The organism is Actinomadura bangladeshensis (genome assembly GCF_004348335.1).
In the GTDB taxonomy this organism is placed as follows: domain Bacteria; phylum Actinomycetota; class Actinomycetes; order Streptosporangiales; family Streptosporangiaceae; genus Spirillospora; species Spirillospora bangladeshensis.
This window is the reverse complement of sequence record NZ_SMJW01000036.1, coordinates 1-12,809: the sequence shown is the minus strand read 5'-3', so window position 1 is coordinate 12,809 and position 12,809 is coordinate 1. Positions and strand designations below refer to the sequence as shown.

Below are 12,809 nucleotides of genomic sequence, written 5' to 3'. Positions count from 1 at the left end.
GCCGGAGAGCCGCTGGTGGGGCACCCTGCCAGCCGTTGGTTCGATGGCATAGCAGGTTCCGGTGCGTGCCTCAGGTGGTGATCACATCTGCTCATTGGCGCGAAACACTCACCCGCCGGTCATGTAACTCTTCCGCCCCTTATCGCTACTCTCTGTGTCCGGAGGTGGTGGGATGGTCGTTGAGGCCAAGGAGGCGGCCGAACGGCTGCTGAAGGACCTCGTCCCGGACGAGCTGCTGGCGTCCTACACCCGGCTGTTGGCACAGGGGTGGTGCTCGGAGAGCGATGGGGCGGATCTGCTGGGCGGTGCCGAGCGCGTCGAGGCCTTGATCGCCGCGGGGATGGCGCACGTGCAGTCGTCTGGGCCGGCGCTGCCGCCGCGGCTGGCGCCCGTCCCGCCGGACCTGGCCCTACAGGGCACCCTCGCTGCTCTGACCCGCAGGCTGGTGGCCGATCAGGAACGGCTGCTGGCCGGACAGCGACGGATGGCGGAAACAAATCCGTGGGCAAGCCCGATCGTGGACGAGTCGAGCGACCGTCTGGTGCGGATCATCACTGATCGCGAGGAGATCGGGAACGTGTCGCGTTCGTTGATCACGGCCGCGCGGCACGACTGGATGACGATGGACAACCAGTCTGTTGAGCGGCCGATGGATGAGCTGACCGCTGTTCCGCCTCCACCGTCCTTTGAGGGGCACGTCCGGTGCCGGGCCTTGTACGAGACGAGTTGTGCCGAGCATCCCGTCGGCGTCAGGACGATCGAGATTGCCGTTGAAGCCGGGGAAGAGGCCCGGTTGCTGCCGCGGATCGGTATGAAGATGAAGTTGGCGGACGAGGCGATCGCCATGCTCCCGTTGACACCGACCGGGATGTCGGGCGCGTTGCTGATCCGATCGTCGGTGATCGCCGCGGCGCTGCGTGAGTATTTCGAGCTGCTGTGGGAGCGTGCGATTCCCTTCGGTGCCGCGAACCCCGAGAGCCCGCTGAAGCCGCGCGAGAGGCAGGTCTTGAGCATGCTCGCAGAAGGACTCACCGAGGCGAGCATCGCCAAGCGAACCGGCGTGAGCGTCACCACGGTGCGTCGGGACGCGGCCACCATCCGGGAGAAGCTCGGCTTCTACCATCACCACTTCGCTGCCGGGGCCGCTGCTGTGCGACGCGGCTGGATCCCTTGACCACCCCCCGACCTCATCAGAGAGGCGTGCATGCCTGAATACCGCGACTTCGTTCCCCGGCAAGGTTTTCAGCCCACCCTCGCCCTGTCCCCAGACGCCGGCACGGTGGCGTATTCCAGCAACGCTGGCGGACGGTTCGACCTGTGGATCGTCTCGGTCGCTGGTGGCGAGCCTCGCCGGGTCACCGATCTCGCCGATCAGGCCGTCCGGCAGATCGCGTGGGCGCCGGACGGCAAGAGCCTGGTGTTCACCGCCGACCGAGAAGGCGACGAGCAGTACCGGCTCTACCGGATGGGGCTGGAGGACGAGCACCCCACCGAGATCAGCTCCGGCCCCGAATGCCAGCGAGTTCTGGCGGCCTCGCCCTTCGACGCTGACGGTCGTTACCTGACCTACGCCGCCAACGACCGAGACGCGACGGTTCAAGACGTCCTCGTCCGCGATCTGGCCGATAACTCCGAGCGGCGCATCACACCACCGCCCGGAGTGGTGTTCGAACCAACGGGCATCTCGCCGGACGGCCGATGGCTGCTGACCGCTGGATTTCGATCCAATACTCAGGTCGCCGCATACCTCATCGACCTCCAAGAGGCCAATGCGGAGGCGAAGTGCGTGACCGCGACATATGGAGACGGACTCTTCGAGCCAGGCCCGTGGATCCCCGACTCCTCCGGCTTCTATCTGCGCACCGACATCTGGGGCGAGTACATCGCCGCCGCCCGCTACAGCCTGGATGACGAGAGCCTTGAACCCATCTCACACCATGAATGGGATGTCGAAGGCATCGAGGCCGCCGACGACACGCTGCTGTGGTCGGTCAATGTGGACGGCCGCTCCATCCTCCATGGCCTCCAGGCCGGCACCGTCCAAGCGCTCCCGGACATACCGTCCGGTGTGATCAACGCGCTTGCTCTCGCACCCGGCGCCGATCCGGTCGTCCTGCTGCTGGACACAGCCACTCGCCCCAACGAGATCGCCGTCCTGGACGCAAAGGACGGGTTCCGGTACCTCACTGACGCTCGCCCGCCCGCACTTCGCGTGATCGAGCCTGTCGAGCCCGAACCGGTCGTCTATCCGGCATCGGGTGGGCGTGGTATCCACGCCCTGCTCTACCGGCCGCACGCACCTGGCCCGAACCCGGTGCTGCTGTCGATCCATGGCGGCCCCGAGGCCCAGGAGCGCCCCGCCTACCTGCGTTCGGGTCTCTACCAGCACCTGCTCGACCAGGGCATCGCGGTCTTCGCCCCCAATATCGCCGGCTCCACCGGATACGGAGCCGCACACCAGAAACTTATCTACCGCAACTGGGGCGGCTGCGACCTGGACGACCTCGACCACGCCGCCCGCTACCTGCGCTCCATGCCCGACTTGGACGGCGACCGCATCGCCGTCATGGGCGGTTCCTACGGCGGCTTCGCCGCACTGTCCTGCCTGGCGCGCCTGCCCTACCCGTGGGCCGCCGGCGTCTCCCTATGCGGCCCCACCAACCTGGTCACACTGGCGCGAGCATGCCCGCCGACCTGGAAGCACTTCGTCTCCGCCGTTCTCGGCGACCCCGACACCGACGTCGACTACCTGACCCAACGCTCACCGATCACTTACGCCGGTGCCATCACGGCCCCACTGTTCGTCCTGCAGGGCGCCCGTGACCCGCGCGTACCCCGTGCCGAAGCCGACCAACTCGTTGCACATCTACGCGACAGGGGAGTGGACGTCCGCTATGAAGTCTTCCCCGACGAAGGCCACGGCTTCACCAGCCGCAAGAACGAACTTCGCGCCTACGAGGAGATCGCACAATTCCTGCGCGGTCACCTGCTCGCCCAGTGACTTCTGGAGTAAGGGCCTCGCCTGAGGCTGGCAAGGAAAGAGAAAGGGTGGGCAACTCTCAGTACGTCGGGCATTAGGTTGCGACGGTGCTCAAAGTACCTTCGTCCTTGAGTCTCTTCAAGAGCCCTGAGACCGCGCCGTTGTTCATCGCGCGGCTGGTCTCCAGCGCGGGCGCCGGGTTCGGTCAACTCGCCCTGGCCTGGGGCGTGATGGATCTCGGTTACGGGCCTGGCGGGCTGTCGGTCGTGCTGGCCTGCAACTCGGTCCCCGCCCTGCTCATAGTCCTGTGCGGCGTGGCCGGGGACCGCTTCCGGCGCCACCATGTGCTGATAGCGGCCGAAATCATCACCAGCGTCGCCTGGCTGGCATTCGCCGTGTGCTTCTGGACGGAACAGGCCTCGCTGCCACTGCTCTGCGCTCTTGCGACCCTGTCGGGGATCGCCACGGCGATGTTCTTGCCGACGATCCGCGGCATCATCGCCGACATCCTCGCCGGAAACGGCCGACTCGCAGGAAACGCCCTTATCAAACAAACCGATTCGATCGGTTTGCTGATCGGCCTGTCGGCATCGGGAATGGTCGTCAGCGTCGTCGGCCCCGGCTGGGCCGCCTCCACCCGCGGCATCCTGTGCGCAGTCGGTGCGCTCGCCCTGTGCCGCCTGCGCACGCCGAGCTGGCGCGCTAGCAGCCCCAGCTTCTTGCGGGAGCTCCGTGCGGGCTGGCGCGAGTTCGCATCAATCCGCTGGGTCTGGATCATGACGCTCCAGTACACCGCCGTCATCGTCGCCATGGTCTGCTACACCGACATCGCCGGCCCGATCTACATGAATGACGGCCACGGCGGCGCACGAGCCTGGGGCATCGTCACCGCCTGCGAGTACGTCGGCGCGCTCGCAGGCGCGTTCATCGGCACCCGATGGAAGCCGTCCCGGCTGGTCCTGGCTACGGCCGTGCTCCCGGCCGCCGGGGCGGTCCCCATGTTCCTCATGGGAGTTCAGGCTCCGTGGGTCGCCCTGGCGGCGGCGACCTTCATTCCGGGCGCCTGCACGGCGATCTACTACGTGTTCTGGACGACTGCCCTGCAGAACACCTTCGCGCCCGAGGTACTGGTGCGCGTGAACAGCTGGAACATCATCGCCAGCTACGTCCTGATGCCGGTGACCGTCCTGGCTGCAGGCCCTCTCGTCCAAGGTGCCGGGCCGCAGATCATTGTCTTCGGTGCGGGTGTCCTCACCGTGCTTGCCGTCGCCTGTTCGCTCCTCATCCTCCGGGCAGCTCCACTCGGCTCAGTGACCACGTCCAAGGCAGTCGGAGACGTACCGGTTCCCTCGTGACGGGCTGCGGCCCAGGGCGGATCACGGTCCCAAAAGGGGGATGGTCTGCAGCAGGGCGCCAGTTCGCGGTCGGGGCGCACGTGCCTTGCGTAAAGGGGGCGCGCAGAGGCCGCCAGATGCGGGGAAGGTCGAGTAGGTCAGGTCCCGATTCCCCGGACCGGTGGACTTCGGCAAGGTAGGTGAACTCGCTCATCAGGCCGACGACGCTGCGGTTGGCGGTCTTGGCGAGGCGGTACTCGGCCATCTGTTCCGTTCTGCCGTCCTCACAGGTGACCTCCGCTCAGTCGGACATGCCACCTTGAGCCGTAGAACCGCGACACACCGCTGATCAAGCTGGCTCATGTTGCTTTTAGTTGACAGGGTGAGTGCAAGAGGCTTTGAAGCTTCACATGCAGGCAGGTGACGTCAACAGAGAGGAGCGCTGCATGGTCGGATCCATTGCGACGTTGGAGATCACATCACATGAACGACCACGAGACCCCTACCGACGATGACATCGAGCGACTCGCAGGTGAGTTGCATGAGCGTGTCCGAGCCCTCAATCACCTGGCGCAGGGCCCACCGGGCCTTACCGAGCCGGCCGCCGCGTACACGGTGCTAGGGAACCTGGCTCAGACCTCCTTCCGCCTGGCACAGACGGCCGAACAGATCGACGTGTTCCTGACGCGAGAGCTCGATGCCGGACGGCTCGCCCACGATCAGAGCGACGACCCCGTCCCCGCCGTGACAACGGTGCACAACGCGCTTGCGCGTGCGACCGAGCAGGCGGCTGAACTCGGCGACGGCTTCCGGCGAGCGGCGAGCGCACTCGCGCCCATCCACGCCTTGGACAAGGGCGAAGGGGCTTCTCTCGACGAACACGCGGGGGTGACTCTTGTGGGACGAGGCGATGCGCAAGTGGGCTCCGCAGGCGAAGACTTCCCCAGAACGATCGGTGAGGTCCTCCCGAGCGCGGATCCTGCAGTGGATGTGCCGCCGGAACTTCGCTCGCCACCACAACCGCCGCATCCACGTCGCGGTCGGTGAACTGGCGCCATCTCACGGTCCTCTGAGTCAGCCGCCGCCGTTGGTGTGAACGACCGGCCGCGCTCTCTCCTGAAGACTTGTACTGCCGTCTTCACACCTGGACGGGGCCGGACGGCTCGCGAGGAGTGGGTTACCGCGTTCCTGGGCGCATTGGCCTGCCCACTTCGAAGTGCAGTGCGGTGTCCAGGACGGCGGAGCGGTTATGGATGCCGATGCCACCAGCGGCGGCGAAGTCGAAATAGACATGAAGGGTGGCGGCCAACTGGTCCCGGACGAGCCGACCGAAATCGATGCGGCGGACGTAGACCGGGCAGTGGGCCGCGATGAGATACACCGAACCGTCGATGTAGCCATCTTCGGGAGACTCCGGAAAGGTGAACGTCAGCCCGCCCAGGCCGCTGGGTTCGGTGGCCGGTAGCTGGATGAAGTCGAGCGAGATCTCCGTTGAGACGACTTCAGGGCCGGCCGTACCGGGCCGGAAGGTCGCTGGCTCGTACTCGTCATCGGCGGAGAACGGCGCGAGAGGAGCCGTGATGCTCCAGGTACCGGCGACCGGGCTGTCGAGGTCGGTCGGCCAGTAGCAGAGCACACCCGGCCTGGTCTTGAGGAACTCGTCGGTCAAAGCGATCACGTAGGCATTCTTCGCCATGCCCATTGAGCAGGGGCCCCTTACCGGAGGGCGTTGCCCGTGCGGAGCAAGAAATGGAAATCGTGCACATAGTGCGAGCTGGACCGGGCGCGGTCCAGCTCGGCGGGGATCGAGCGCGATCCCAGTGACAGAGGAGGTGAGGGTGGTCGACGAAGACGGGCCGCAGCAAGTGGTGAGGTCGGTGCGGGTGAATCGGCGGGCCCATCGGACGCCGAGGCGCAGGCGGTCGGTGAGGTTTCGCTGTCGGATGAGGAGCACGCGCTGGTCGCCTCGGCGGCGAGGGGCGAACGGCTGGCGGTCGGGGCATACGCGGCGCACGCGGTGCTTGCTGCGGCGCGCGGCAGCGTCCAGCCGCAGCACGCGTTGCTGCGGGAGTCGTTGGCGGTGGTCATGCATGCGGCGAGGCAGACGCGGCGGGTCGGGGTGAACCTCAATCAGGCGGTCGCGGCGCTGCATTCGGGGGAGCCGCCGCCACAGTTGCAGTGGTACGCCGAGTCGGCGGCGCGGACTGTCGAGAAGCTGGATGACCTCGCTGACGAGCTGCGGCAGCGGCTTCCTTAGCGCGGGCGGCGGCGCGCGTTGATCGGGAAGGTGGTGCGGGGCGGGCGAGTACAGGGACTGGTCCGGTACCTGTACGGGCCTGGCCGCTGTGAGGAGCACCGCGATCCGCACATCGTGGCGGGCTTTCGGACACCAGCCGAGCTGGAGCCGGCGCTGCGCGCGGACGGCCGTCGGGACTTCCGCCGCCTGGACGGTCTGCTCACGCAGCCGCTGGCTCTGCTGGGGGAGCGGAACTACCGCAAGCCGGTGTGGCATGTGTCGGTGCGGGCGGCGCCGGAAGACCCGATCCTGAGCGATCGCCAGTGGGCCGAGGTCGCGCAGGAAGTGATGTCGCGGACGGGCCTGGCGGAGGGAGAGGACGACGACGGCGTCCGGTGGGTCGCGGTCCGGCACGCCGATGACCACATCCACATCGTGGCCACCCTGGCGCGCGAGGACGGGGCGCGGCCGGAGGTGTGGAACGACGGGTACCGGATCCGGGACGCGTGCCGGGAGGTGGAGCGGCGGTTCGGGCTGCGGCGGACGGCTCCGGCGGACCGGACGGCGGCGCGGCGGCCCAAGCGCGGCGAGTCCGAGAAGGCCGCGCGGGTCGGGCGTGGTGAGTCGGCTCGCGGCGTGCTGCGGCGGCATGTCGCCGTGGCTGCGGCGGGGACGCGGACGGAAGCCGAGTTCTTCGCGACGTTAAGGGCTGAGGGCGTCCTGGTCCGCCTGCGCCACAGCACCCGGGAACCGGGTCAGGTCACCGGCTACGCCGTCGCGCTGGCCGACGACTGCGCCTCGTCCGGACGGCCGGTGTGGTTCGGCGGCGGGAAGCTGGCCGCCGACCTGACGCTGCCCAGATTGCGGCGCCGATGGAGCGCGGACGGCGCCGCTGGCCCGGGGTCTCGTCCGCTGTCTGGACGGCACATGTCGCCGCGGACGGCTCGGGCGGTATTGCGGACGGCCGTCCGCCGCGCGGCGGACGACACCCGGACGGCCACAGAGTTCCTCAACCGGCTGGAACAGGACGGGTTGCTGGTCCGGCCGCGCTACAGCAAGAGCGACCCGGACGAGGTCACCGGCTACGCCGTCGCGCTGCCCGACCAAGCCGAACCACTGTGGTGCAGCGGCGGCCAACTCGCCGACGACCTCACGCTGCCGCGCCTGCGACGACGTTGGGACGGCTCGGAGCGCGACGAGGTCCGACCAGAGGACGACTTGACGCATGAGGAACGCCAGGCGTTCTATGACGACGCGGCACGGGCTGCCGCCTTCGCCACGTCGCAGATCCGCCGGCACCTGGCCACCGACCCCTATGCCGCCGAGGACGCGTGCTGGGCGGCGTCGGACGCTCTGCACGCCGCGGGCAAGGCCACCGGCAACCAGCACCTGCGCCGGGCTGCCGATGCCTATGAGCGCGCGGCCCGCGCCCCGTACGGCCGCATCCCGCGTCCCACATCAGCAGGAAACGCGCTGCGTACGGCGGCGCGGCTGCTGGCCCTTGCCGGTGTCCAGGACCGCACCACGGTCTCGATCCTCCTGCTGGTCAGCCGCCTGCTGGCGTTGCTGGAAACGATCGCGCAAATCCGCCTGCTCCAACAGCGCCAGGCGCAGGCGGATGCCGCGCGCCGCGCGCGTCACCACCTTGAGCAGGCGCAGACCGACCCGGGCTCGCAGCCCGGATCCCAACGGGACGCATCTCAGGTGCCGTCGCAGGTCCGCTTGGCCATGGCCGCGTTCCCCAACCCGTGGGCTCCCGGCCCCAGCGTTGGCCCGGCGAGTCCGCCGCGCAGCACAGGGCGCTCGCCGGCTCCCCGTCCTCGCATCCCGTAAGAATGCTCGCAAGTGACAGCACGCCGAGTTGCATCCTGTAGTTGACCGACGTCTCGGCGTGATGCATCTTCCTGATCAAGGATTCTAGTTGACGGACGTTTCACTCCGTCGACTACCGACACCGGGGGAACGATGACGACGCAGGGGACCACCACCACACAGGCTGAGCTGGCGGAACGACGTGCCCGCCTCCTCCGGCTCCACTACGAACTGCGGCGCATCGGTGTCCGCGTCCGAGCGCGCAAACCCCGCAACGGACGATGGCGCCTGCGCATCCGCCACAACGGATGGTCCGAGACCGTCCTGTGCGCCGGAGCCGAGGGCACCTACGCCTACGTCACCGCCCACGGACGGCTGCTCGGCAGCACCGACGAGCCCCGGCAAGTCGCCCGCCTGCTGCTCTGGATGGTGCAAAGGCGCACCCGGTGACCACCCCGCCCGCACTCCCGACACCGCCCGCGCCGAGGGACGCGGATCGGCGGACAGCGCAGCCCGCAGCCGTCAAATGGGTCACCACCGCAGTCGCTCCGCTGATCGCAGCACTGGCCGTCCTCGGCGGCCTCGGGTCGTTCACCACCATCCGGCAGGTGGCCGAGCCGCACTTCGGCGACCTCGCATGGATAGTCCCGGTCGGCATGGACGTCGGCATCTTGATCCTGCTGGCCTGGGACCTGCTGATGGAGTACCTGGACCTGCCCTGGCCCGTGCTGCGCTGGGTCGCCTGGGTCTACATCGCCGGCACCGTCCTGGTGAACGTCTCCGCCGCGCACGGAAGTCTGGTCGGCAGCGTGATGCACGCGGCCATGCCCGTCCTGTTCATCACGGCGATCGAAGGCGTCCGGCACCTGATCCGCCGATGGGTCGGGCTCACCTCCGCCAGCCGCATGGAACGGATCCCGACCGCCCGATGGCTCCTCGCGCCGGTCTCCAGCCTGCTGCTGTGGCGGCGCATGATCCTCTGGCACATCACCGAGTACCGGCAGGGCCTCGACCTGGAGTACCGCCACCTGCTGGAGGTCTCCCAACTCCAGCAGGACTACGGGCGATGGTCATGGCGATGGCGTGCCCCGCTGGCCGACCGGCTCGCCCTTAACCGGATGCCCGTCCAGGCCTCGCCGGGCCCGCCCGCTGACTCCGACACCGCGGAGGAGGCCCGGCAGGACGACCAGATGATGGCCATCGCCCGGCAACTCCAACGCGAGGTCGAACGCGAAGGCGGCCAGCTCAGGCGGGACCGGCTCGGCCGGCGCCTGCGCGAGTCGGGCTTCACGATCGCGAACTACCGACTCACGCAGATGATCGCGGCAGTCCGCGAAGAGTCGGCCGGACGGGACGCACGATGACCACATCCCAGGACGAGCAGCTCGCCCAGGCGGAAGAACGGCGGCGCCGACTCAGCGTCCTCCAAGGGATAGCCGACCACGCTGTCGCCAGCCTCGCCGACGGACGTCTCCCATGGGACACCTGGCTGACACACGCCAGCCGGCATGGACGGTATGGATTCACCAACACCCTGCTGATCCCGGCCCAGCGTCCCTCGGCGACCGACGTTCGCTCCTACGACGCATGGCAGAAGCAGGGACGGCAGGTCCGCCGCGGCGAAACCGACATCCGCATCATCTCCACGCGCGGAAAGCCGCGCACCGTCTTCGACATCGAGCAGACCAACGGCCAGGCGATCGAGAGGAACGAGTGCACTCCGGCCGAGGGGCTACACCGGCTGTCCCGACTCGCCGCCGACCTCGATTTTTATGTCGATCGGGGTCAAGGCTGGACCTATCTCGGGCGTCCCGGCCGCCGTATCCAGGTCCCGCCAGAGCTGGACGAGTCGGCGGCGGCATCGTTGCTCGCTCACCAGCTCGCTCACGCGCTGTGCCCTGGGGGACGCATTGATGCGGTTAGCGCCGACTCTGCCGCCTGCCATGGCGTCCGGCGGGTCATGGCCGACTCGGTCGCCTACCTCGTCCTCGCCGAGCTCGGACTGCCGGTCGTGCACCTGTCGTTCCCGTCGGCATCGCAATGGGCCGGAACGGACGTCCGTTCAGACTCGTCCGCCGCGATCCGCGCAGTCGGAGATCAGATCGTCCGGACGAGCACACGCATCAGACGGCGACTCACAAAAGCCGCCGCGATCAACAGCGGTTCAGCCAACGCATCCCCGAGACTCATCCCCGAGAAGGCCGCGCACTCGCAAGGCGACGCACCACCCGCTCGGTCCGCGCAACAGTACCCAGACGTCGCTAGGGCCGACCTTCAGGCTGCCCTTGCCGCCGCGCACCACTTCTTCCGACGGAACCTGCCAGGCAGTTGGGGAGCCCGCTACCTCATACGCCGCGGCTTCACCGCCACCATGCAGGAGCAATGGGAGATAGGCCTCGCACCTCGCGCCCGCCAACCCCTGCTCCACCATCTACGGCAGCTGGGCCACCACGAGCAGACGCTCGTCGAAGCCGGCCTGGCCAAACGAAGCGACAACGGAGACCTCTTCGACCTGTTCCGGGACCGAGTCATGTTCCCGCTCCGCGACCAGGACGGAGAGGTCGTCGGCTTCATCGGCCGCCGCCGCGACGATGCCCCCGGCCCCAAGTACCTCAACACCCCCGACACAGAGGTCTTTCGCAAGGGCGTAGTCCTCTTCGGCCTCCACGAGGCGCGCGCTCAACTCGTACGGAACGCACGTCCGCTGCTGGTCGAGGGACCACTCGACGCGATCGCCGTCAACGCCACCCTCCCGGAGACCTACGCCGCCATCGCACCATGCGGAACGGCCATCACCACCTCCCACATCGAGACGCTCGCCGCCCACACCGACCTCCCAACGTCCGGGTTGGCCATCGCGCTCGACGGCGACCCCGCTGGACGAGCCGGAGTGATCAGAGCCTGGCGCACACTCCGCAACATCACCGGCCCGGTCGACGTGGCCGTCCTGCCACAAGGCCAGGACCCAGCAGAACTCCTGTCCACCACGAGACACTCCAGTGTCCGCGAGTCGCTACTTTCTGTAACACCCCTCGCTGACCTGCTGGTAGATGAGAAACTCCAGAGGTTCGGGGGAGCGCTGGAGTTCGTCGAATCGCGGGTCACCGCCGCCCAAGCGGCCGCCGCCATGATCGCCGAACTCCAGCCCGACCAGATCGGCCGCCAGGTCACCCGCGTCGCCGCCCGCACCGGCATGGCCCCAGCCGAGATCACCGCCCTCGTCGCCTCGGCGATCAGCCCGGATCCGGCTCCGACGGGCCCGGACGTCTCGTTACCCCCGCCCCCCGACGTCCGCAGCCCTCGTGACGCAGCCCCGTCCAAACGCCCCGACACCCATCGGAGGACAGCATGAGCCAGCAATACCCCGACCCGATCGCCGAAGGACTCCAACACAGCGGTCAGCGCATGGTCCAGATCGTGTCCGCCGCCGTCGGAGTGCAGCAGAGTTTCGCCCAGCGCCGGAGCCGTTCCAAGGCCGTCCGGCAGGCCAAACAGGCGAAGGCCGACCAGGCTCAAGCTCGACTGCGTCGGGCCGCACTGGCCGAAGCCCGCTCACGTTGGGGCCGAGCCCACGACAACAAGTGGCTTCGCCAGGCGAACCTGCTGGACGTCGCCGAAGCATGGGGAGCGGCCGTCCCGTACGCCGACGGCAATGCCTCAGCCGCCCTGGCCGTCCGCAAATGCGAGGAGCGACTGCGCCGCCTCCACCCCCACGCGATGAGCCACTACGACCGGTTGCGCGCCGAAGGCACGGACGCGCTCCAAGCGATGGAGCAGGCTGCGCCGTTCTTCAGCCGAGACCCCAACGTCCGCACCGGCGACCCGGCACCCGAGCGCGCTGAACTGCACGAGGGCACCGGCGCCGAGTGGGCGGCGCGAGTCCACGGCCCCGACCGCGCCGAATGGGAAGAGGCCCGCCAAGAACAGCGTGCGACCCAGATCGCCGACGAACTACGCACCAATCTCCGCTCGCAAGGGCGCGACCCGCAGCCGGAAGAGTTGCGGGTGGTCCTGGAAATCACCACCAACCTGCCCGACCACGTCATCGCCAAAGCTGTCCCGGCCGACCCGTGCCCTCGTCCCACCCGAGACGTCGAACGGGCCGCCGATGACTTCCCCTTCTCCATCAACGAGGCACTGGAGATGAGCGCGAAGCAACCCTTCGAAGCGCCGGCTCAACGTCGAACGTCACCCCAGACGCCCGAGCGGAACCGCCGACGCAACCTCTAAACCCCGAAAGGAAACCGAGAAGATGACCGCCCTCCTCAACAGCCCCTTCTTCTGGCTCGCAACGATCGGCCTCCTGGCCATCCTCGCAGTGCTACCGACACTCATCGCGCTCGCCCGCGGCGCGGACGACATCGGCTACCTCATCCTGGTCAACGTAATCTGCTGCGCCACCGTCTTCGGCTGGCCCATCGCACTGATCGCCGCCATCACATGGCCC

General features: G+C 68.2%; 12 protein-coding genes. 11 read left to right on the top strand and 1 reads right to left on the bottom strand.

Annotation, left to right across the window (positions count from 1 at the left end; translation table 11 throughout):
* Positions 1-172 precede the first annotated feature (172 nt).
* The 4 genes from E1284_RS09845 (at position 173) to E1284_RS09830 (ending at position 5,361) form a co-directional block, all read left to right on the top strand.
* Positions 173-1,174, top strand: a complete 1,002-nt coding sequence (locus tag E1284_RS09845) for a helix-turn-helix transcriptional regulator (protein WP_131938715.1) — start codon at positions 173-175, stop codon at positions 1,172-1,174.
* Positions 1,175-1,204: 30 nt separating this feature from the next.
* Positions 1,205-3,001 carry a S9 family peptidase gene (locus tag E1284_RS09840; RefSeq protein WP_131938714.1) on the top strand — a complete coding sequence of 599 codons (1,797 nt, stop codon included), beginning with the start codon at positions 1,205-1,207 and terminating at the stop codon, positions 2,999-3,001.
* A 107-nt stretch (positions 3,002-3,108) separates the two neighbouring features.
* Positions 3,109-4,335 carry an MFS transporter gene (locus tag E1284_RS09835; RefSeq protein ID WP_165965201.1) on the top strand — a complete coding sequence of 409 codons (1,227 nt, stop codon included), beginning with the start codon at positions 3,109-3,111 and terminating at the stop codon, positions 4,333-4,335.
* 462 nt (positions 4,336-4,797) lie between these two features.
* Entirely contained in the window at positions 4,798-5,361 is a 564-nt protein-coding gene (locus E1284_RS09830; protein WP_131938712.1) for a hypothetical protein, read from the top strand.
* 130 nt (positions 5,362-5,491) lie between these two features.
* Here E1284_RS09830 and E1284_RS09825 read toward each other — a convergent pair whose 3' ends face one another.
* Positions 5,492-6,016 (bottom strand): hypothetical protein, encoded by a 525-nt coding sequence (locus E1284_RS09825; RefSeq protein WP_131938711.1) that lies wholly within the window; start codon positions 6,014-6,016, stop codon positions 5,492-5,494.
* 315 nt (positions 6,017-6,331) lie between these two features.
* On the opposite strand from E1284_RS09825, the gene E1284_RS09820 reads away from it, so the two are divergent.
* From E1284_RS09820 to E1284_RS09795, 7 genes are all read left to right on the top strand, one after another.
* Positions 6,332-6,571 carry a hypothetical protein gene (locus E1284_RS09820; RefSeq protein WP_131938710.1) on the top strand — a complete coding sequence of 80 codons (240 nt, stop codon included), beginning with the start codon at positions 6,332-6,334 and terminating at the stop codon, positions 6,569-6,571.
* Between the two features lie 114 nt (positions 6,572-6,685).
* On the top strand, positions 6,686-8,383 hold the full coding sequence (locus E1284_RS09815) for a relaxase/mobilization nuclease domain-containing protein (RefSeq protein ID WP_131938709.1): 1,698 nt from the start codon (positions 6,686-6,688) through the stop codon (positions 8,381-8,383).
* A 132-nt stretch (positions 8,384-8,515) separates the two neighbouring features.
* Positions 8,516-8,812 carry a hypothetical protein gene (locus tag E1284_RS41330; RefSeq protein WP_165965200.1) on the top strand — a complete coding sequence of 99 codons (297 nt, stop codon included), beginning with the start codon at positions 8,516-8,518 and terminating at the stop codon, positions 8,810-8,812.
* Positions 8,809-9,726, top strand: coding sequence for a DUF2637 domain-containing protein (locus tag E1284_RS09810; RefSeq protein WP_165965199.1), 918 nt, complete (start codon positions 8,809-8,811; stop codon positions 9,724-9,726). Before E1284_RS41330 ends, E1284_RS09810 begins: the two co-directional genes overlap by 4 nt.
* Entirely contained in the window at positions 9,723-11,714 is a 1,992-nt protein-coding gene (locus E1284_RS09805; RefSeq protein ID WP_131938707.1) for a toprim domain-containing protein, read from the top strand. The genes E1284_RS09810 and E1284_RS09805 overlap by 4 nt, the downstream gene beginning before the upstream one ends.
* Positions 11,711-12,592 (top strand): hypothetical protein, encoded by an 882-nt coding sequence (locus E1284_RS09800; protein WP_131938706.1) that lies wholly within the window; start codon positions 11,711-11,713, stop codon positions 12,590-12,592. The genes E1284_RS09805 and E1284_RS09800 overlap by 4 nt, the downstream gene beginning before the upstream one ends.
* A gap of 22 nt (positions 12,593-12,614) precedes the next feature.
* The coding region (locus E1284_RS09795; RefSeq protein WP_131938705.1) for a superinfection immunity protein at positions 12,615-12,809 on the top strand (195 nt) is incomplete at its 3' end.